This window comes from Ilumatobacter sp. (assembly GCF_041688325.1).
Lineage (GTDB): Bacteria > Actinomycetota > Acidimicrobiia > Acidimicrobiales > Ilumatobacteraceae > Ilumatobacter_A.
Genome location: NZ_JBDNIJ010000037.1, coordinates 1 through 20609, shown reverse-complemented (window position 1 = coordinate 20609; position 20609 = coordinate 1). Strand labels below are relative to the sequence as shown.

19 protein-coding genes and 3 pseudogenes are annotated in these 20609 nt (G+C 62.5%); 10 read left to right on the top strand and 12 right to left on the bottom strand.

The window, feature by feature from the left end; genetic code table 11:
- Nucleotides 1–121: 121 nt before the first annotated feature.
- On the bottom strand, nt 122–1030 hold the full coding sequence (locus tag ACH2EI_RS02590) for a phytanoyl-CoA dioxygenase family protein (RefSeq protein ID WP_395152034.1): 909 nt from the start codon (nt 1028–1030) through the stop codon (nt 122–124).
- 96 nt (nt 1031–1126) lie between these two features.
- Nucleotides 1127–2320 (bottom strand): acyl-CoA dehydrogenase family protein, encoded by a 1194-nt coding sequence (locus tag ACH2EI_RS02585; RefSeq protein ID WP_395152036.1) that lies wholly within the window; start codon nt 2318–2320, stop codon nt 1127–1129.
- A gap of 152 nt (nt 2321–2472) precedes the next feature.
- On the opposite strand from ACH2EI_RS02585, the gene ACH2EI_RS02580 reads away from it, so the two are divergent.
- Complete coding sequence (locus ACH2EI_RS02580) at nt 2473–2937, top strand: MarR family winged helix-turn-helix transcriptional regulator (RefSeq protein WP_395152038.1); 465 nt, start codon at nt 2473–2475, stop codon at nt 2935–2937.
- A 51-nt stretch (nt 2938–2988) separates the two neighbouring features.
- Complete coding sequence (locus ACH2EI_RS02575) at nt 2989–4155, top strand: thiolase family protein (RefSeq protein WP_395152040.1); 1167 nt, start codon at nt 2989–2991, stop codon at nt 4153–4155.
- Between the two features lie 251 nt (nt 4156–4406).
- Here ACH2EI_RS02575 and ACH2EI_RS02570 read toward each other — a convergent pair whose 3' ends face one another.
- From ACH2EI_RS02570 to ACH2EI_RS02550, 5 genes are all read right to left on the bottom strand, one after another.
- Nucleotides 4407–4763, bottom strand: coding sequence for a VOC family protein (locus ACH2EI_RS02570; protein ID WP_395152042.1), 357 nt, complete (start codon nt 4761–4763; stop codon nt 4407–4409).
- Nucleotides 4764–4891: 128 nt separating this feature from the next.
- Nucleotides 4892–6226, bottom strand: coding sequence for an acyl-CoA dehydrogenase family protein (locus tag ACH2EI_RS02565; protein WP_395152044.1), 1335 nt, complete (start codon nt 6224–6226; stop codon nt 4892–4894).
- A 189-nt stretch (nt 6227–6415) separates the two neighbouring features.
- Nucleotides 6416–7003 carry a disulfide bond formation protein DsbA gene (locus ACH2EI_RS02560; RefSeq protein ID WP_395152046.1) on the bottom strand — a complete coding sequence of 196 codons (588 nt, stop codon included), beginning with the start codon at nt 7001–7003 and terminating at the stop codon, nt 6416–6418.
- Between the two features lie 189 nt (nt 7004–7192).
- On the bottom strand, nt 7193–7912 hold the full coding sequence (locus ACH2EI_RS02555; protein WP_395152048.1) for a GNAT family N-acetyltransferase: 720 nt from the start codon (nt 7910–7912) through the stop codon (nt 7193–7195).
- A gap of 2 nt (nt 7913–7914) precedes the next feature.
- Nucleotides 7915–8490, bottom strand: a complete 576-nt coding sequence (locus ACH2EI_RS02550; protein WP_395152050.1) for a CGNR zinc finger domain-containing protein — start codon at nt 8488–8490, stop codon at nt 7915–7917.
- 109 nt (nt 8491–8599) lie between these two features.
- Here ACH2EI_RS02550 and ACH2EI_RS02545 point away from each other — a divergent pair, with 109 nt between their 5' ends.
- The 3 genes from ACH2EI_RS02545 (at nt 8600) to ACH2EI_RS02535 (ending at nt 9862) form a co-directional block, all read left to right on the top strand.
- Nucleotides 8600–9226: a hypothetical protein gene (locus ACH2EI_RS02545; protein WP_395152052.1), complete on the top strand. Its 627-nt coding sequence runs from the start codon at nt 8600–8602 to the stop codon at nt 9224–9226.
- A gap of 107 nt (nt 9227–9333) precedes the next feature.
- On the top strand, nt 9334–9537 hold the full coding sequence (locus ACH2EI_RS02540) for a cold-shock protein (protein WP_395152054.1): 204 nt from the start codon (nt 9334–9336) through the stop codon (nt 9535–9537).
- A gap of 13 nt (nt 9538–9550) precedes the next feature.
- On the top strand, nt 9551–9862 hold the full coding sequence (locus ACH2EI_RS02535; RefSeq protein WP_395152056.1) for a hypothetical protein: 312 nt from the start codon (nt 9551–9553) through the stop codon (nt 9860–9862).
- 113 nt (nt 9863–9975) lie between these two features.
- Here the strand turns inward: ACH2EI_RS02535 and ACH2EI_RS02530 are convergent, their stop codons facing one another.
- A complete protein-coding gene (locus tag ACH2EI_RS02530; protein WP_395152058.1) occupies nt 9976–11310 on the bottom strand; it encodes a M24 family metallopeptidase in 1335 nt (444 codons plus the stop codon).
- Nucleotides 11311–11428: 118 nt separating this feature from the next.
- Between ACH2EI_RS02530 and ACH2EI_RS02525 the strand changes: the two genes are divergently transcribed.
- Nucleotides 11429–12706 carry an aromatic ring-hydroxylating dioxygenase subunit alpha gene (locus ACH2EI_RS02525; protein WP_395152060.1) on the top strand — a complete coding sequence of 426 codons (1278 nt, stop codon included), beginning with the start codon at nt 11429–11431 and terminating at the stop codon, nt 12704–12706.
- Nucleotides 12707–12782: 76 nt separating this feature from the next.
- On the opposite strand, the gene ACH2EI_RS02520 is transcribed toward ACH2EI_RS02525, so the two are convergent.
- The gene (locus tag ACH2EI_RS02520) at nt 12783–13637 is read right to left on the bottom strand and encodes a LysR substrate-binding domain-containing protein (protein ID WP_395152062.1); all 855 of its coding nucleotides are present in this window, start codon (nt 13635–13637) and stop codon (nt 12783–12785) included.
- A 133-nt stretch (nt 13638–13770) separates the two neighbouring features.
- Here ACH2EI_RS02520 and ACH2EI_RS02515 point away from each other — a divergent pair, with 133 nt between their 5' ends.
- Both ACH2EI_RS02515 and ACH2EI_RS02510 read left to right on the top strand, forming a co-directional pair.
- Entirely contained in the window at nt 13771–15132 is a 1362-nt protein-coding gene (locus ACH2EI_RS02515) for an NAD(P)/FAD-dependent oxidoreductase (RefSeq protein WP_395152064.1), read from the top strand.
- 114 nt (nt 15133–15246) lie between these two features.
- Complete coding sequence (locus ACH2EI_RS02510) at nt 15247–17037, top strand: hypothetical protein (RefSeq protein WP_395159079.1); 1791 nt, start codon at nt 15247–15249, stop codon at nt 17035–17037.
- 37 nt (nt 17038–17074) lie between these two features.
- On the opposite strand, the gene ACH2EI_RS02505 is transcribed toward ACH2EI_RS02510, so the two are convergent.
- Together ACH2EI_RS02505 and ACH2EI_RS02500 are read right to left on the bottom strand one after the other, a co-directional pair.
- Nucleotides 17075–18523, bottom strand: a complete 1449-nt coding sequence (locus ACH2EI_RS02505) for a YecA family protein (protein ID WP_395159077.1) — start codon at nt 18521–18523, stop codon at nt 17075–17077.
- A 75-nt stretch (nt 18524–18598) separates the two neighbouring features.
- A complete protein-coding gene (locus ACH2EI_RS02500; RefSeq protein WP_395159075.1) occupies nt 18599–19003 on the bottom strand; it encodes a PaaI family thioesterase in 405 nt (134 codons plus the stop codon).
- 95 nt (nt 19004–19098) lie between these two features.
- Here ACH2EI_RS02500 and ACH2EI_RS02495 point away from each other — a divergent pair.
- A pseudogene (locus ACH2EI_RS02495) lies at nt 19099–19323 on the top strand (Rdx family protein); the annotation flags it as partial.
- A 196-nt stretch (nt 19324–19519) separates the two neighbouring features.
- A pseudogene (locus ACH2EI_RS02490) lies at nt 19520–20086 on the top strand (hypothetical protein); the annotation flags it as partial.
- 40 nt (nt 20087–20126) lie between these two features.
- Here the strand turns inward: ACH2EI_RS02490 and ACH2EI_RS02485 are convergent.
- A pseudogene (locus ACH2EI_RS02485) lies at nt 20127–20609 on the bottom strand (hypothetical protein); the annotation flags it as partial.

Here is a 20609-nt window from a genome sequence, read left to right as displayed (position 1 = left end):
GGCAGCGCGGGGCCAGTGCCGTTGGTGCCGTCGTGAAACGCCCAGGCAATGACGTTTTCGTCGAGCGCCGAGCCGGCCATCCAGAGGGAAAGCACTTGCTGACGCATTGTGGACGCGGCGCTCATCGCGCCACCGAGCCGGCAGCTCGTTTTGAGCGCTGTTCCATGCGCGTCAGGTAGTAGTCGACGTCGAACGAGTCGTCGCCGCTCAAATAGCGCCACAGCAGGGAACGTTGAATCTGGGTGTTGCGGTACTCGGTGACGCCCATCCACGGCGGCATCGAGCGGAGGATTTCGGCGATGCCGCCGCTCTGCATGCGGGCGAAGAAATGATCCGTCGGCGGGCTCTGCAGCCCGTCGAAGTCGTCGGTGTTCCACAGCCGAACTTGCGGTTCGGTGGGGTTGAGCCGGATCTTGTGCATCCATCGATCGGAGCCGGGGTTGGGCTGGCCAGCGTGCCAGAGGCCGTGATGGAAGACGAAGACCGAACCGGCCGCGCACGCCACCTGTTGCTCGCCGACGATGTGCTGATAACGGTGCAGACCAGACGAACGGACTCGGGCCAGGTGACTACCCGGCACGAAGCGGGTTCCGCCTTCACCAGGGGCGACGTCATCGCAGAACCAGAACATTTGGATGTCGAAGGTCTGATCCAGCGAGTCGACATTGGCATCGACATGCAGCGGCTGGTTGAACGTGCCGCCGGATGGGATGTAGTGGACCCAGTCGTGATCAAACTCCGGCGAACGGCCGACGAGTGACTCGATGATCCCGCGGATCTGTGGCAGGCGGAGGTACTCGCCGATCACGGAGGGCTCTGGGTAGCAGTCGTCGAGCGGTGTGCCCGAGTGTGGTGGCCGCATCGCATCGAGATCGTCTGACGGCAACAATCGGCCGGCGTTCAATGCCTCGAGTTCAGCGATTGCTCGCTGGTTGATGTCGCGCGGAACGATCGCGTCGAATCGGAGAAACCCGTTCGCAACGAACTCCGCCATTTGCCGAGTTGTGAGCCGATGATCGAGCGCCGTCATAGTCGCGAGTCTTGCGGATTGCGAGTCAAGATGTCGCACACTTGTCACACCGAGGTCAGGACGGTCAGACCTCGGTGTGACAGACCGGCAGCAGTGTTAGGCCTGAGTGCCGACCTTGGTCTGATTGAACGGGACGCCCTTATCGACGCTGATGTCGCGCGGGAGGCCAAGAACTCGGTCGCCGATGATGTTGCGCTGAATCTCGTCGGTGCCGCCGGCGATCGACGACTGGAAACTATTGAGCACAATGCGTTGACGCTCGGCGCCGCTTGCGTCGGCTGGGTCCCATGCAATTGACGACATGCCAGCGATTTCGAGTGCAATCTCACGCATCTTCCAGGCGATGTTCGAGCCGAAGAGCTTGCCCAGCGAGCCGCCCGGGCCCGGGGTTTTGCCGGCCTTCTGCTCGGCGTTGTTGCGCATCGCGACCATCGACTTCGTGGTCTCCATCGCGTAGATCTTCATGAGCTGGTCGCGCACCACTGGGTCTTGCAGCTTGCCGCTCTCTTCGGCGGCGCTCTTCAGCAGCTTGTACGTCGGCTGGTTGATCTTGCCGGAGCCAGCGCCACCAATGGCGACACGCTCGTACATGAGCATTGCCGTGGCGAGCTTCCATCCGGCGTTGTACTCGCCCAGCAGATGGTCTTTCGGAATGCGCACGTCGGTGAAGAACACCTCGTTGAAGTGGCTGCCGCCGTCGATCTGGTGGATCGGACGGATCTCGACGCCAGGTGCGGCCATGTCGAGGATGAACATGGACAGACCGGCATGCTTGACCTGCTCGGGGTCGGTGCGTGCCACAACGACGCCGTACTGCGACTTGTGAGCAAGGGTCGTCCAGACCTTCTGGCCGTTGAGGATCCACTCATCACCATCGAGTTCGCACTTCGACTGCAGCGATGCGACGTCAGAACCGGCGCCGGGCTCGGAGAACATCTGGCACCACATGGTTTTGCCCGAAATCATGTCGGCCATGTAGGCGGTCTTCTGCTCGTCGCTGCCGTACTCGTTGAGCATCGGCAGGCACATTCCGTGGCTGATGATGAACTCGCTGTCCATCATTCGGTAGTTGCCCTTGACTTCGCGCCACACTTTTTCGTGCTCGAGGGTCAAGCCGCCGCCACCGAACTCCTCGGCAAACGGAACGCCGGCAAGGCCCGCGCCCGCAGCAGCGGCGAGGTACGCCTTCTGGTCATCGAGGGACGGCATTGCCTTGCCCGACTTGACGGCGTAGGTGTCCATGAAGTCGACGCACTTCTGGCGGAACTCAGCAACTTCGGTCTCAGTCATTGCGCTCATTGTGCTCATTTGGGTGCTTCTCCTGGTTCGCGGTTCGTGTTGCACTCGATTGTATGACGTCGTACAGTATGTGTCCAGACGGACGGTCACACTGTGTCAGGCACGATTTCAGCCACATGGTGACCGGCACTCCACTTACTCGCATGAGCAGCTTGACCAACAACGAACTCGACGCACCGCCGTGGTTGCGCGTTGAGTCGACGCTGATGGCAACGGCGCGGCTCATTCGCGAAGCATTCGATGCTCGCCTGAAGCCGCTTGACCTCAACCTCACCCAAGCCAGCCTGCTCGCCTACGTCGCCGAGTTCGGCGCCACCACGCAAACTGGGCTCGCCGAAAAGATGGGCACGGGTCGCGCCGCCATGGGCACTGTCGTCGACGGTCTTGAGAAGCGCGGCTTCATCGAACGCCACCCCGACCCCGACGACCGACGAGTGTGGCGCGTCGACATCACCAACGTCGGCCGCGAACTTGCCGCACGCGTCGTGGGCGTCGACGAGGTGTTGCGCGGCGAGCTCCGCCACGGCATCGGCCGCGAAGAACGCCAAGCCCTCAGCTGGGTCCTCACCCGGTTGCAAGTAAATCTCCAATCCGCAATCAACCAGTGAGTTGCAGCGTCACACGTTGCGTTGCATCTCGAGACAAGAAAGAGACACCACATGATCGAAGCAGTGATCGTCGATGCCATCCGAACCCCGGGCGGCAAGCGCAACGGCCAGCTCAAAGACCAGCACCCGGTTGACCTCGCAGCACACGTGCTGAAGGCCCTCGCCGAGCGCAACAACCTCGACCCGGCAATGGTCGACGACGTCATCATGGGCTGTGTCATGCAGGTCGGAGAGCAGTCGCTCAACATCGGCCGTAACGCCGTCCTCGCCGCCGGCTGGCCCGAAGAAGTTCCCTCGACCACCGTCGACCGCCAGTGCGGATCCTCACAGCAGTCGATGCACTTCGCTGCGCAAGGCGTCATGGCTGGCGCCTACGACATCGTCGTCGCCGCCGGCGTCGAAGTGATGACCCGCACCCCGATGGGCGCCTCGATTGTTCAGGGCATGGGCTTCCCGTTCAGCCAGGATCAGCAAGACCGCTACGCCGAGACCGGCCTCCCGCCGCAGGGCATCGGCGCCGACATGATCGCCGATGAATACGGCATCACCCGCGAAGACCTCGACGCCTTTGGCGCCATGAGCCAGCAGCGCGCCGCAGTCGCTCGCGACGAAGGCCGTTTCGAGAACGAGATCGTGCCGGTCGAGATCGACCTCGACGGTGAGAAGGTATTCGTCAAGAACGACGAAGGCATCCGCGACGGCTCGACCGCCGAGGGCCTCGCCAAGCTCAAGCCGGCCTTCAAGGAAGACGGCAAGATCACCGCCGGCAACTCCTCGCAGATTTCCGATGGCGCCTCCGCCGTGCTCATCATGAGCAGGGAAAAAGCAGAAGAGCTCGGCATGAAGCCGCGTGCCCGTTTCCATGCCTTCGCCCTCGCCGGCACCGACCCGGTCACCATGCTGAAGGGCCCGATCCCGGCCACGAAGAAGATCCTCGAGAAGACCGGCCTCACCATTGACGACATCGACCTGTTCGAAGTCAACGAAGCATTCGCCTCGGTCGTCCTCGCATGGCAGAAGGAGACCGGCGCCGACATGAGCAAGGTCAACGTCAACGGCGGCGCCATCGCCCTCGGCCACCCGCTCGGTGCGTCCGGCACCAAGCTCATGGCAACGCTCCTCAACGAACTCGAGCGCACCGGCGGCCGTTACGGCCTCCAGGTCATGTGCGAAGGCGGCGGCATGGCCAACGCCACCATCATCGAGCGCCTTGACTGAGTGGCGCCAGATCGCCCGGATACTGCGTTGCCGTCGTCGGTCATTGAGCAGGCTCAACTCCGTCTTCGGCGCCTTGTCTCCGAACGATCAGACCACCATTCATCCCATCGATCCTGAGGGGTTGATTTGAGGGGTTGAACTCATCGCTGCGGTTTTGCGGCGGTACTGACCCTGCTGCGGCCGAGCTTCTCTTCGTGAGGGGCTCGGCCGTTGCGGTTTTCTGCCCCGTTCCCTCCTCAAACGCCGCTGGGTTAGAGCGGCTGGTTGATCTCGATGAGGTTGCCGGTCGGGTCCTGGAAGAATGCCTGCCGGCAGATGTCGCCGAGCTGCTTCGGTTCGCTGACCTTGACGCCCTTCGACTCCAAGTCGGCCTTGGCTGCATCGAGATCGGCGACTCGAAGTGCGAAGTGCTGGCCCTTCGGCGCCACGAAGTCAGCTACTTCGAGCAGGTGTACCTGCTGCTCGCCGGCCTGCAACCACGCGCCGTCAAACGTGAAGTCAGGTCGGTCGTCGCGCAGTGTCATCCCGACGACATCGACATAAAAACGCGTGCACTCGGCAGCGTCGGTGACGTTGAGCGACACGTGATGAACCCCAGCTAATTGCATATCTGCACAGTAGGCGTCGCCCTGAGGTGCAGCGCGACGTGAAGCACAAGTTGCACGGTTGGGTGACCCGAGGCGCGCGACCGATTGCGTCTCCCTCGGCGCGCTTCTGACGGTTGGTGTGTGCCGCTCTATGAGTTGATGGCGAGCTCTTCCAACACGTCGCCGTACCGCTTCATCGCCTCGGCGCGGCGCGTGGGGATGTGGTCGATGCTGGGGTCGCTCGGCCGGTAACGCTTCAACACCTGGCGGGCAACGGTGACCTTGTGGACTTCGTCCGGCCCGTCGTAAATGCGTGCCGCACGTGCGGCTCGGTACATTGCCTCGAGCGGCAGGTCAGTGGTGTAACCAAGCGAGCCGTGGATCTGAATCGCACGATCGATCACATCGTGGAGCACCTTGGCGCCCCAGAACTTGATGACCGCGATTTCAAGACGAGCGTCGCTGTACGTGCCGCCTGCTTCGTGCAGTTTGTCCATCTTCCAGGCTGCCTGCAGCGTGAGCAGTCGGGCTGCTTCGCGGTCGGCATACGACTGGGCAATCCAGTCCTGGACCATCTGCTTGTCGGCGAGGATCGAGCCTTTCGTGTAGCGGGTCAGTGCCCGCTCGCACAGGAGGTCGAACGCTCGCTGCGATTGACCGAGCCAACGCATGGCGTGATGGATGCGACCCGGGCCGAGACGCTTCTGAGCCAGCGCGAAGCCCTGGCCGATGCCGGCCTCACCACCGACAACATTCTCGAACGGGACACGCACGTCTTCGTAGAGGATCTCAGCGTGACCGCCCGGCTCGCCGGTCTTGTGGTCGGGCTCGCCCATCGTCGGCACGTCGCGCACGATGTTGACGCCAGGCGTATCGGTGGGGACAACGATCATCGAGAACGCCTGGTACGGCGATGCATCTTCGTCGAGGTTGGTCTTGACCATCACGATCAAGATGTCGGCGACCGATGCGTTCGACGAGAACCACTTGTGGCCGTTGATGATCCACTCGCCGCCGTCGCGCACGGCCTGTGTGGTGAGCAGGGTGGGGTCGGCGCCCGCGCCCGGTTCGGTCATCGAGAAGCATGACCGGATCTTCTGATCGAGCAGTGGCTGCATCCACTTCGCTTTTTGTTCCTCTGTTCCGCCGAGCGACAGCAACTCAGCGTTGCCCGAGTCGGGGGCGTTGTTGCCGAAGATGCGTGGGGCGAGCGGTGACTGGCCAAGGATCTCATGCATCAGCCCGAGCTTGACCTGCCCGAAGCCGCCGCCACCGAGTTCGGGAGGGAGGTGCGCTGCCCAGAGGCCCTGGTCTTTGACCTGTTGCTTCAGTGGCTCGGTGATCTTGTCGAACGCCTCACGACCCTGCGGGCTGCGGAACTCCGGAGCAAGAGTCTCGAGCGGGAAGATTTCTTGCTTCACGAACTCGCGCATCCACGCAAGCTTTGCTTCAAATTCGGGTTCGGTCTCGAAATCCCATGCCATGGTCGGCTCCTGCTCATCAATTGGTTGAGGCGAACCTAGGCACAACGTCACGTCTCGGTCGGACTGGACGCCGCACCGACCCGAAAACGCGGCGACGGCGCACCAGGTGGGCAGCCACCTCAGGCCTTCGTCAGGCGTTCGTCGCGACCTCGTCACAGAGTTGCGAAAGGGGCCTGACCCCATGCGTAACTATTGTGGGCGGTCGCCGAAGTCGATGCCGCCGGAGCGGGTGCGCTTCAGTTCGAAAAAGCTGTCGACTTCCATCAACGCGACGAGGCCGTCCCACATGGCGAGGCCCTTGTCCTTCGGCGGCACCTTGTTGATGACGGGTCCGAAGTAGCCAGCCTGCTCGCCGTTTGAGCGCTCGATCGCAATGATCGGTGTGCCGACGTCTTGGCCGACGAGCGCAAGGCCGGCGTCCATTTCGGAGCGAATGATTGTGTCCCACTGCTCGTCGTCGAATGCGGAGGCGTGCGACGTATCGATGCCGACGGCTTCGAGGAGTTCGGCGGCCGTGAAGTCACGGTTGCCGTCGTGGTGGATACGCGAACCGGCTTCCCAGTAGAGCTTGAAGACGGCGTCGTTTCCGGCTTCGGGAGTGGCGGCAGCAGCTCGCACCGACTCCATGACACGCAACAATTTGTGCGTGAAGTTGACCGGACCGAAGTAGTCGGAGTCTTCTGACGGTTTGTTCTTGAACAGCAAGCTGATCGGCCTCCACGTGACCTGAAGGTCACGTTCTGGTTGCACATCGTCGACCACCCAACGGGCAGTCACCCAGCAAAACGGTCAAAGAGGGTCTATCCAGAAATCCAAATTCATGGGCGGAGTCTCCCGGCATGAAAGCGAACCCGCACCCTTGCGCTGCGAAACCTTTGTGAAAGCCGAATGAGCAGCGAACGCATGACCCGCCTCAAATAGTGCGAATGGGGTCAGGCCCCTTTCGCAACTCTGCAACTGTCGCGCTTACTTGTCCAGCGGCGACGTGTCCTGGCGCAGGCGGGTTCGTTGGGTGCCGTCGATGTCGAAGTTGGCTGGGTCGAGCCAGCGCTCAAACTCGATTTTTCTGGCCTGCCACTCGAGGTCGGTGATCGAGAACCATGCGGTGTCGCGGCTACGGCCTTTGTAGATGATTGCCTGGCGGAAGGTTCCTTCATAGGTGAACCCGAGTCGCTGCGCCGCCGCCCGCGATGCGGCATTAAGCGCGTCGCATTTCCACTCGTACCTGCGGTATCCGAGTTCGTCGAACGCTCGGCGCATCATCAGGAACATTGCCTCGGTGGCGAGCGGTGTGCGCTGCAAAGCCGGCGAGAAGTTGATGTAGCCCACCTCGATGTTGCCGACGCTCGGTTCGATTCGCTGATAGCTCGCAAAACCGACGGCTCGACCGCTCGATGTGTCGATGATCGCGTGGAACAATGGGTCGTCCCCGAAGCAGGTCGCGGCCATCCACGTGCCGAAGGCATCGATGTCAGCGAAGGGGCCGTGCGGGAGATACGTCCAGTTGTGACCATCGGTGTCCAGCGCGAAGGCATCGAAGAGGTCGGCGCAGTGCAGGTCGAGGTCGATCGGCTCGAGGCTGACGAGCCGACCGGGTATCGGTGCGCGAGGCGGCACGGTGCTGGGCTGCCAGTCGGGAAGGGCCTGGCCGATTGGCTGGCCAAGTTCGTTGGTGTGGTGCGGCATGTTCAGCCAGCCTTCCGGCGCTTTCGATGGTCGGCCGTATGCGTGCGGCTTGCGCAGCGTGGATCAGAGCAAAACCGCCGAGACCCGTTACGTGACGAATCGTAGAAGAGGTGTTCGCAGTCATCAGCGGCGCATCGGCCGAAGCGCTTTACTCCGTGCTCGCAGAGGTCTTGGGTGATCGCCATCAGAACGTCGGCCATGACCTGGTCGTCGAATGAGGCAGACGGGGGTGTCCAGTGCACATGCAGTTCGGACCCGTCGTGGTCGCTGAGCGAGGGGGCGATGATGAGCTCGGTCAGCTCGGCGTTGACCCAGGTTCCGGCTGCACCAACGTCGCTGGTTGGCAGTGTTGACAAGCGGGGGAGGAGGTCGAGCACGCGCTGTGTCAACCGACGGACTGCAGCAATCGGAGCGGTTGCGGCGCGAGAGAATCCTTGGTCGTGAAGGAGCCGCCGCGCCGCTTCGGGTTCGAGGATCTCACCGGTGTCATCGATGGCGTCGTTGATCGCGTTGGCGAATTCGATGGCCGCATCGATGGTCAGCTGGATCTCGGTGTCGTTGCCCGAAGTCACATACACCCTGTCAATCTAGCGCACCTCGCCGATGTAAGGAGTCAGTAGAGTTTGACTGCTTACAAAGTGTCAGACCCGATCGTGATCGACGTCGACCCCTCGAAGGGAGTGCCCCGTGAACCTCATACTCAATCTTGTAGTTATCGCCGCCAGTGTCTTGGGATCCGGCATGGCCTTCCCCCAGGCGCGTCGGCTGATGAAGACACGCAGCGTCGATGGTGTGTCTCCGGTGTGGATCGGCGTGAGCATGGCGATCAATGGCTGGTGGACCGCGTACGCCATCACCTCGCCGCTTTGGGCGCTGCTTCCTGTCTCCAGCGTGTCGTTCCTCCTGTATGCGTCGATTGCGATCCTGTATGTCAAGACGGTCGGTGTCGGCAGTATTGGAGGCATGGCGATCGGAGCATTCGGGCTCGGTATGGTGCCGCTTCCTTTTCTGGTCGCAGCCGGCTGGGAAGTGGCCGGTCTGGCTATTGGCCTCTGCTACGGCATCCAACTCGCGCCAGCCGTTGTGGCCGCACATCGCACTCGGGCACTCGATGGCGTCTCGGCAGGAACTTGGAACATGTCGTTCGTCGAGGCGTTCCTCTGGCTCATCTACGGTCTTTCCGTGGCTGACGCAGCGCTGATCGCCGGCGGCGCCGCAGGAATCGTTATGGCAGGCGCGATTCTTCTCCGTCTGGCCCTCACGGGCTATCGCCCCTTTGCAATCGCGCGCCCGCGGCGACTCGGAGTGGCGTAACACACACGCGCTGCGGAGGTGCTCCGCGGTGTGTTCGGTCCCTGACCTCATTAGAGTGGGAAGTTGAACACGGGTCAAAGTGGCCCGGAAGTTAATAAGGAGCCACAATGGCAACTACCGGTACGGTCAAGTTTTTCAACGACGAGAAGGGCTTCGGCTTCATCTCACGTGACGATGGCGACGATGTCTTCGTTCACTACTCCAACATCGCCGGCACTGGCCGTCGTTCGCTGGCTGACGGCGACACCGTCGAATTCGACATCGCCCCGGGCCGCAAAGGCCCCGAGGCTGTCGACGTCAAAGTCGTCTGAGGAGGCGGTCTGATTGGCCTCAAGCCCACAGTCATATCAAAAGCGGCAGCGCGAACTCCGTAAGAAGGAAAAGAAGGCCGAAAAACAGGCCATTCGCCACGGAAAAAGCGCTGCTCAAGATGAGAGCGACGACGACGACGTACCCGATGAGGACGCGCTACTCGAAGAGTTTCGTGTGCTGAACGAGTCTTTCGCCGCGGGTGATGTCATTCAGGACGACTTCGAATACCGCAAGGCTGATCTCTTCCACAAGATGGGTTTAGGCGAAGCGCCTGAACCTCGTGAAGAGGACGCCGAAAAAGAAGCGGCCGAGTCGACCGACTGACGGTCACCAGTCTGAATCTCACAATAACCCTCCGGCCATGCCAGGGGGTTGTTGTCGTTTTCGCACTCGGTAACCGTCAGTTGGCCCTCGTGCCGTGAGTATGGCGCGCCTGCTCAGAGCTGCAGGTCGAGCGGGAAGTGAGTGAGGAGTTCGGGGCCGTCGGCTGTGACGAGCACTTGGTTCTCGAGCTTGATGCCCTCTGCCCACTCGTTTGAGCCAGCCGTTGAACGCGGCCCGACATATGACTCGACGGTGAGGACCATGCCCACGTTGAGCTGCCCATCAAAGCCCCATTCGTCCCAGATCTCTGGGAAATAGATCTCCGGGTATTCGTCGCATTGGCCGACGCCATGGAACAGGCAGGAGTAGTGGCGGTAGTGCTCTGGGTCGGGGAAGGTCGCCTCGAATGTGAGGTCGCGGAACGATCGGCCCGGGGTGAGGAGTGCCATGTTTTGTTCGATCTGTTCGTAGGCCAGGTCGTACGTGTGCTGCTGTTCGGCGGTTGGGCCGCCGCCTGAGCCGCGACCCTCTCCGGCGATCCAGGTCCGCGAAATGTCGACCATCATCCCGTAGGCGCCGACAAGGTCGGTGTCGTAGGCCACGATGTCGCCGGGCTCGATCACTCGACTCGATGCCTCTTGCATCCATGGGTTGGTCCGTGGGCCGGACGCAATGATTTGGGTTTCGATCCACTCGCCACCGCGTCGGATGTTGCCTGCGTGCAGAAGTGCCCACAGTTCCCGTTCGGTCATGCCCGGCTGGAGGGCGGCGTGCATTTCGGCCATCGTGGTTTCGCAGGCGTTGATGGCGCAGCGCATCGCCAAAATCTCGTCGGTGCCCTTGATTGAGCGTGCCAGCTCCATCACCTCTTGCCCAAAGCCGACCTCGACACCTGCATCTTCGAGGAGCCGGTAGCCGACGTGATGGCATTGATCGACTGCGATGCGCGGGTTCGGGCCGCACTGTTCGGTGATCACGGCGATCATCTCGTTCGTCCAACGCGTGGCCTGTTCGGCGTAGCGGGGGCCGGCCAGGAAGTACGTCGAGCCAATCGCCGGGCGCACTTCGTCGATCTCTGCTGAGTGGGCTGCCAGGTAGTCGCACCCGTAGTAGTCCCAGAGGATCACGTGGCCGTCGGCGCTGACGAACGCGTATCGAGCGCCGTTGTGCATCACCCAGAGCTGCATGTTGGTCGTGTCGGTCACGTACCGGATGTTCATGGGATCCATCACGATGATGCCGTCGTAGCCCTGGGTCGCGAGCTGAGCGGTGACCCGGTCGATCCTGTAGCGCCGCATGGTGGGAAGATCAGGGAGCGTCAGTCCTGCGGCTGCCCACTCACTGATGGCGGGCTCGCCAGGGCCGATCATGAGGTGGTGGCCACCCCCGCCGGCGAAGCGGACTTCGGCTGCAGCATTGGCCAACGACGCTGCGATCTTGCCTGACATCACCCAAAGTTACGTATGGGGTCAGGCCCCTTTCGCAACTCTCGCCATGACAGCGGTTCGATTCCCCATGACACGTTCGACGTTGACCGATCGCCCGTGACCGTGGATAATCAGCGCCGTGACAAACTGGACCGACGAGGCGGCATGGGCGCGAACGCGCCGTCCAATGCGCACGGCGACGGGCCTCGATTCGGCCGCCTACGTGAATGATGAGTTCTATTTGGTCGAACAGCAGCGTGTCTTCGGCCAAGCCTGGGTCTGCGTCGGGATTGCCGATGAGGCTGTTGCCGGGCGGATGCTCGTTCGCCAGGTCGGTTCCAAGTCGGTCATCCTCACCCGCAACGAAACAGGCGACCTCCGTGGGTTCATCAACTCGTGTCGGCACCGCGGCACCGAACTAGCCGAAGCCGACTGCGATGTCGCCGGCACCATCCGCTGCCCGTATCACCGGTGGGGCTACTCGCTCGACGGAGCGCTGAAGGCAACTCCATTCTTCGACGAAGTACCGCGCGACGATTTCGACAAGGCCGACTTCGGCTTGCTCCCCGTCCGCGTCGACACGTGGGGCGTGTTGCTCTTTGCCTGCCTCTCAGATGACACTCCGCCACTACTCGACTGGCTGGGCGACCTTCCCGATCGCATGGCCGGCTACCGCCTCGACACGTGGTCCACGGTGCACCAAGCGTCAATCGACATCCAGGCGAACTGGAAGCTGATCACCGAAAATTTCCAGGAGTACTACCACCTGACGTGGGTCCACCCAGAGCTTGCGAAGGTGTCGCGGGTCGCTGATCACTACCGTTATCAGGGCAGCGGCATGTACTGCGGGCAGACCACCACGCCGGTCTCGGGCGACGAGCGCGACGAGTGGTTGGCGCTGCCTGAAGCGTGGGGCCTCGACGCTTCTGACTCGGTGAGCGGCCGGTTCATTGCAATATTTCCGAATGTCATCCTCTCGGTCCTGCCGAACCACGTGTGGATGATGCGCCTCGATCCAATCGCCCCCGGCATCACCCGCGAGACCTGCACGATGCTCCTTCCCACCAGCGTGCAAGATGCTGGTGGTGCTACTGCTGGTGCTGGTGCGGTCGACGGTGATCTCCGAGACGATGCCATTGCCCCGACGCGGCGGTTTTGGGTCGACGTGAACAACGAAGACATCGACATTGTCCAGCGTGGTCAGCGCGGCCTCGCCCGTGGTGGCGTTCCCGCGGGCCCGTTGGCGCCTCGCTTCGAAGAGCCGCTCCACCGCTTCCACAACATGCTTGCCGACTGCATGACCAACGACGGCCTCAGCGGGCTGCAGGTTCCGACCGGCGACCAGCCCGGCGACACCTGGGGCGCCGGCGAGAACCCCACCCCCGCCGCCATCGACAGAGTTGCGAAAGGGGCCTGACCCCATGCGTAACTCTGTCGCCGCTCTCGCTGCTCTCGATGACAGAGTTGCGAAAGGGGCCTGACCCCATACGCAATTACGAGAGGGTGTCTTGGATTTCGTCGACGAGGGTGCGGACGGCAGAGGTCCGGCTGCGGCTGTTGACGCGGACGACGAACGACGCGGTTGGCATGGCGGTGTTGAGCTCGGCGAAATCCCAGATCGGACATTCCTCGGTCACGCCGCGCCCGTTGATCAGCGCCACCCCGAACCCGGCGGCAACAGCACTGCGGACGCCTGCCGAGCTCTCTGATTCGAACGCAATGTGATGCTCGATGTTGGCAGCCCGGAGCGCGCCAAGCATCAACGTGCGGTAGTTGGAGTTGGGTCCAAAGGTGACGAGTGGGAGCGACTCGCTGAGATCAGGCACGTAGGTGGGCGAGGCAATCCATTCGATCGCCTCGGTCCAGAGCACCTTGTCACGCGGCGCCGGTTCGATGACTTGGATCAGCGCCAGGTCGAGGTCGCCGCCGCGCACAAGTTGCGCGATGGGGCCACTGAGCCCCATCCGGACGTGCAGCCTGACCATTGGGTGACGGCGCTGAAATCGAGCGAGCAGCGCCGCGACTTCGTCGGCTTCCAACTCGTCGTTGATGCCGAGGTGCACGGTGCCTTCAAGCTGAGACCGCTGCAGGCTGTCGACTGCGTCATCGTGCGCGCTGACGATCTGCTCGGCATGGACCAGGAGTTCGCTGCCAAGTTCGGTCAACGTAAGTTCGCGTCCGTCGCGCACGAGGAGGGGTGAGCCGAGCCGCTCTTCGAGCCGCTTCATTTTCCAGCTCACTGCCGACTGGGTGAGGTTGAGTTGCGACGCAGCCTGGGTGACGCTGCCGCAATCGACAACGGCGCGAAACGTGCGCAGTGATTCGACGTCTAGTCTCAAGCTCCCCATGACTCTGTGCTGAGACTAGCCAAACCGAGTACCCGAACATGACAGAACCTTGTGCGGCGGCTGAACAAGTCGCATGGGTGTCATGGCGCTGCACAGGCAATGGATGCCGTTCGATCTGCCACAATTGGCGATCATGAGCGACCACACAGTTGCCGGATCACGTGAGCCGGAGTACGACGCCATTATTATCGGTGCTGGAGTGATCGGTGGGGCGGTTGCCTACGAGCTGGCCCGCCGCGGTCATCGCACCCTGAGTATCGACAAGGGTCCGGGTGCGGGCTATGGCAGCACGAGCGCGTCGAGCGCCGTCATCCGATTCAGCTACTCGACCGAGACCGGTGTCGCTGCAGCCTGGGACGGTATGCACTACTGGCAGAACTGGGCCGAGTACCTCGACGCACCCGACGAGAGCGGTTACGCCAAGCTGGTGCAGTGCGGCATGGTGTTGCTGATCCAGGGCGAAGAGGGCCACCACAATCGCGTGATGCCGCTGTGGGATCGCCTCAAGGTCCCCTACGAATATTGGGACCGCGCCGAACTCGAACAACGTCTGCCGACCTTCGACCTCGACCTCTACGGCCCTCCGTCCCGATCGACCGACGACGACTTCTGGAAGGACGCGCACGGCACGATGGTCGGCGCGTTGTTCTCACCCGACGCCGGCTACGTCGATGACCCGCAACTCGCGGCGCACAACCTGCAGCGCGCTGCCGAAGCCCAAGGCGGTGAGTTCCGCTTCCGCACGGAGGTTGTTGGATTCACAACGCGATCTGGTGCGTCCGCTGTTTCGGGCGACCGCGTGACCGGCGTCGAGCTGGCTGACGGCTCGACGGTCACGGCGAAGGTCGTCGTCAACGTTGGCGGGCCGCACAGCTCGGACATCAACAAGCTGGCTGGCGTGTACGACGCGATGAACATTAAGACGGAGTCGATCCGGCATGAGACGTACCACGTGCCCGGACCGTCAGACATGGACTTCACGGCTGACGGATTTGCTGTGGCAGACGATGACAGTGGCATCTATTTCCGGCCGCAGCCCGGCAACAACATTCTCCTCGGAACGACTGACCCGCCGTGTGATCCGAAGGTCCCGGTGGGCCCCGACGAAGAACTCGGCGAGGTCACGAGTGAGGGTTGGGAGACCAACACGATGCGGATCAACAAGCGGATGCCGACACTCGGCGTGCCCTTGCCGCACGAGAAGAAGGGCGTGGTCGATCGTTACGACAAGAGTGACGACTGGATCCCTCTCTACGACCGCACCAACCTCGACGGCTTCTACGTGGCCATTGGCACTAGTGGCAACCAGTTCAAGAACGCGGGCGTCGCTGGGCACATGATGGCGGAGCTCATCGAGGCGGTCGAAGGCGGCCACGACCACGACGCCGACCCGCTGCAAGTCACCGCTCGCTACACAGGCTTGAACCTCGACATGGCCACGTTCAGCCGCAATCGTCAGATGAATACCGCTTCCTCCATGAGCGTCCATGGCTGATCGCCGCTCAAAGACTCTTCAATTTTGATTATTGAGTGAGCTGATTTTGATTGTTGGGTGAGCTGGGTGCTGGGCTTCCGGAATGAACTCGGAGTTGCGTAGGTTGGGGGACGCATGGCTGATCTCACCGACCCGACGGCGCTGAACGACCCGACCCTGTACGACCTGGTGGTCGTTGGTGGATCAGCCAGCGGCTTGTCGGCCGCCGTCCTCGCCCGCCGTTCGGGCCTGCAGCGCGTCCGCATTCTTGAGGGCGACTCCAGCGTGGCGCTCCCCGACGTGATTGGCGCGAACGAACTCGACGTCGGTTACGGCGAGACTGCCACCGCGATCACCGTCGTGGGTGAACACCTTGTCGTGGACACGGACCGGCTCAGCTACCGCACGCGCACCGTGCTGATCGCCGACCGCCACAGTGATCCGGCCTGGTTGCCCACGGTGAAGCTGCCAGACAGCGACCGGATCCATATCGGCCACGCCGACGTCGGCACCGACAACGATGTCCTCGTCGTGGGCCCGTCCGACCACGCTGTCGAACTCACAGCGCAGTTCGCCGACACTGGCAATCGCGTCGTCCTCGCTGCGCAGGGCATGGACCCGACGAAGCTCTCGCCGACCGGCGAGTACGTGTTGCGTCAGCTCGAACGCAGCCGTCGCGCCACGCTGCTCTACCGGTCGACGCCGAAGCACGTGTCGATGATCGGCGAGTTCCCGCTGGTCGAGTTCGGCGATCGCCGCACACCCGACCTGCAGTTCGATCACGTCGTGTTCGCACCGCCACGCATCACCGTCAGCTACGAAAGCATCGGGCTGAGCGACGCTGCGGTGGCCTCTGGCAACGTCTGGTTTGTCGGCGAGCCGGGGCTTGACGCTGACGGGAACAGTAAGCCCGCCACGACAGCACTCGGTTCTGACATCGGGTTCGCGTTGCTGTCGAGTTCCTTCCCTGACGCTGAGGTGCCGGTGCCTCGATCTTCGCTCGAACGTCGCACCAAGCACGTCGGCGCTATCGAAGAGCTGCGTGAAGAGCACTACAACGCAACGATCACGTACTTCGAGCCAACGCATTCGGACCTGTGGGTCTTGGGCGTCAAGCCCGACAATGGCGACACGTCGTACCTGCCCGGCCAGTACGCATCGCTCGGGCTCGGCTACTGGGAAAACCGCATCGACGACGCAACCGATCCTGAAGCCGAGAAGCGGTGGGACAAGCTGATTCGTCGTTCCTATTCGATTTCGTCGCGCATCTTTGACGACTATGGCTACCTGACCGATGAGAACGGCCTCGATGAGCTCGAGTTCTACATCGTCCTCGTGCCACCGACATCGGACAACACCCCTGCACTCACGCCCCGCCTCGCGCTCAAGAAGACCGGCGACCGCATCTACCTCGGCCCGAAAGTCGCTGGCCGCTACACACTCAGCTCGGTACAAAATCCGAAGGCCGAGATCGTGTTCTTCTCGACCGGCACCGGCGAGGCCCCGCACAACGGCATGGTCATCGACCTGCTGCGCAAGGGCCACACCGGTCCGATCATTTCGGCGGTGACGGTCCGCCAGAATGCCGACCTCGGATACGCCGATAAGCACCGCGAGCTCCAAGAGCGCTACCCGAACTACCACTACATGCCGATGCCGACTCGTGAAGAAGGAGTCCCCAAGCGGTACCTGCAGGATCTGCTGCGTGATAACGACTTCTCCGAGAAGCTCGGCGTCACCTTGTCGCCAGAGACCAGCCACGTCTTCCTGTGCGGTAACCCTGCGATGATCGGTTCGCCTGAAGAGGTCGACGGCAAGCAGGTCTTCCCCGAGACGGTTGGCGTCGTCGAACTCCTCGTCAAAGAGGGCTTCACCCTCGATCGTCGTAACGCACCCGGCAACATCCACTTCGAGGAGTACTGGTAGAGCTGGTTCCGGGGGTCCGCTCCGCTCGGGCTCCCAATCAGGTTGTCAGGTTGTCGTCGTTGCTTGGAGTGTCGTCGTCGCTTGGAGTGTCTTCGGCGGCGAAGGCGTCGGCGAGTTCGGCAGCGTCGAAAATCTGTGACAAGGAGATTGCGACGATCTCGAGATTGCGGCTCGCGCACGCTTCGAGCAGGCTGTCGATCATCGACTCATCGACCGGGACGAACCCGCCGTACGAGCGGTGTGTCTGGCCAACGGGCAGCGGTCGGCCGCAGATCAGTGTGCCGACTTCGAGCGGTTGCTCGGGAATCGTGCCAACAATGGTGATCCGGTCGCGGCTGCGAAGTTCTATGAGTTCGAGTTCGGCGTGCGTCGACTTTTTGACCCGGAACACGCTGCGCGGCGCGGCAATCCACTGCTCGGTGAGTTCGATTTCGTCGGCGGGCAGAATGGCGCTTTTGGCCATGAGGAAGCGGTTGGCGACGTTGCCTTCGTGGAGCGCGATGTCGGTCGGGATGTAGGACTGTTCGAGCATCTCGGCCATGTCGGACGTCGCCATGCTGCTCGTCATTTCGGCAACGATTCCGCCGGGCAGGTACGGGTTGGTGAGCTGCATGAACCGCATCATCTTGAGGTACAGCCAGGCCGCACGGTCGTTCAGTGAGTGCAGTTCGTTGCCAAGGTGGCAGTGCTTGTACTTCGTGCCGGAGCCGCACGGGCAAGGGTCGTTACGGCCAGCGACTGCCTTGGGGCGCAGCGCTGCGAACGGGGCGATCTCCTCGGCGAGCTCGACACCGAGACCCTGCTCGCTGGTCAGCGGGTCATAGGCCGCGTCGAGGTCAATGACGATATTGACCCCGGCTGCTTCCAGGAGGTCGCGGGTTTCGATTGGGTTGCTGGCGTCTGCCTGGAGCCCAGCAAGGTCGATGAGCACAGCGGCGTGACCAGAGTCGCGGACGCTGTCGAGGAGCCGGATCGATTCGTCGCTGTCGAGGCGGAGCACGGCCTGGCGAGATTGCAGCCAGGTGATACCGGGCCGGCGGCTGCTGTCGGTGCTGTCGGTGTTGTCGGTGTTGTCGGTGTTGTCGGTGTTGTCGCTGCTGTCGCTGCTGTCGCTGCTGTGGCTGCTGGCGGTGCCGTCGGTGCTGGCGCTGTCGGGTCCGGCGATCTCGTCGACGAAGGCTTGGAGCTTGTCGCCGGTGAGGCCTTCTTCGGCCCAGGCATCCCAGGCGGCGAAGGCGATGGTCGGGTCGTCGAGTGCGGTGAGGAAGAGCGCAATGGCTTCGTCGCGTTCGGCGTCCTCGCCCAGAGTGGGGTCGCCATCTGTGGCGAACAACGACGCAGCGCCGGTGAGCAGCATGAACATCTGGGCCTGTTCGTCGTCGAACCCGAAGCGCATCTGGAGCCGCTCAGCTGCTTCCGAACCGATCACGTCATCGAACTCATCAGTCTCGGGAGTCACGTCATCGGGAGTTGCGTCGTCGGTCACCTGCCCAGCCTGCCAGCGAGTTGCGGCTATCGAGCGCTCGACCGGTTCAGCTGCTGTTTCAGCTGTTGGACACTTTCAGGCGTCGAGGATGGCGAAGGTGCCGGTGCTTGTGGCGATTAATCGTTGGTCGGTGTCGTGGACGCGAGCTTCGAGGTGGATGATGCTCTTGCCGCGCTTGACGACCGTGGCAACGGCAGTCAGTTCCCCTTGCGCGGCTGGCCGGATGAAGCGCAACGACACTTCGACAGTTGCGCAGTAGTGGCTCTCGTCGATGACGCTCATGGTGGCTTTGCCCATTGCCGTGTCGACCATCGCGAAGACCACGGCGCCGTGTGCGACGCCATTCGGGTTGGCGTGCTGCTCGCCGAGCGTGAGGTGTGCAACTCCGGTGCCCGGCTCGTCAGCCGTCAGCTCCATACCGAGAAATTCTTGGAGCGGAAAGCTCGGAAATATTTCGTTGATGCTGTTCCCGCTACGCATAGGCGCTGAACTTACTGGTTGGCGTTGTGACTGATAGACACGGGTCAATGAAGATCAGCATCACCTACTGCCTGGCTTGAAATTATTGGCCGCACGCCGTGCGCGTGACTGATGAGATCATGGCGAACTATCAGCACATGGTGACTGAGCTCACGCTCGTTCCGGGTGGCGGCGGCGTGTTTGATGTGACAGCGGAACAACATGGAGAGGTCAGCACGGTCTACTCCAAGCACCAGACCGGCCGGCAAGCCAACGAGGGCGAAGTCGTCGCGGCACTCGTTGCACTGCTGCCTGCTGGCACCCTTCGCTACGGCACCTGAGTCTGGCGGAATTGGGGCGACCGAAGGGCCGTTGCTTGGCGCACATGACTGCCGGTCGCCGGGCGCCTCTGAGATGAGTCAAGATCGGGCCATGACACTGAGGAGCAACGTCACCACAGACATCCTTGATCTCCGACGCGAGGACGGTGCAGTGGTGCTCTTGACGTACCGGGGCGATTGGTGACCATATTGCTGTGGTCAGCTCGTGAAGCTGGCATCCCTGAGCGAACGAATCAGCAATGCAGGCGCAGAGGTCATTGCGATCAGCGTTGACGGCGACGAACGGACGGCGGCGATGTCCACTCGTTGGCCGACGCCGCACGTCTTGTATGTGAGTGATCCCGGGGGCGAGCGATATCTGCAGCCGATGGACATGTTTGACCCGAACGAGCGTGACGGGATAGCGCTGCCTGGCCTCTTCGTCATTGATCCCGACGGCAACGAGGTGTTCGGCTATCGAGGGAACGACTTCGCTGACCGTCGCAACGACGAGGACCTTTTCGCCGAGCTCGCACCGCTCGGCCTCGTGCCGTTCGCACCTCCCGCGGGCGGGCCAAACGCGCTCCCGAACGGCGACGCGCCCGAGGAGCAACAGAAAGGCGCGTTCACGCCGAAGCTGTTCGGGCCGTTCTTCTCTGGCAATAAGTTCGGTGCAATCGCGCTCGGGATGCGTGCCGAAGGTGACGAGGCAAAGACGTTGGCGGGCGAGCATCGCGACATGGCCCAGTCGATGTTGGACGCTTGGACAAGCCTGAACAGTTGAGCCTGCTGCGGCCGGCTGTGGACGGTTGAGCCTGCTGCGGCTAGTTGCTTTGACCGACGGTTTGGAGCTCGTCGACGTTGTGGGGAAACACCGCGTCGCGAGTGAAGGGTGGGAGTGCGCCGCTCCCGTTTGATGATGTGTACGGCAGGTTCCAGGTGGTGCTGACTCGGACTTGATACGGCTCGCTGTCGGGTGACGAGTGCCGGTACGTGTAGCCACATGGGCCTTCGTCGAAGGTCTCGAGGTAGCTGATCGGTTGGCCGAACCCGTCGCAGGTTCTGGTGTCGCCGTTGCCGAAGTCGAAGTGGATCGACTGATGTTCGGGGGTGACGGTGATCCACACGTTCGGCCCGGCTTCGGCGGTGATCGGCGCAATGGTGGCTGGTTCGACGGCGAGCCACATCCCGAGGTTGACGTAGCCGGTGAAGTCGAGTTCAGGTGACACGTCGGGGACCGGCGCCAGGATCCGGCCGGTCGCGACGTCGTGTAAGCCTGGGATCAGGTCGTCGGTGGCGAGGGTGGT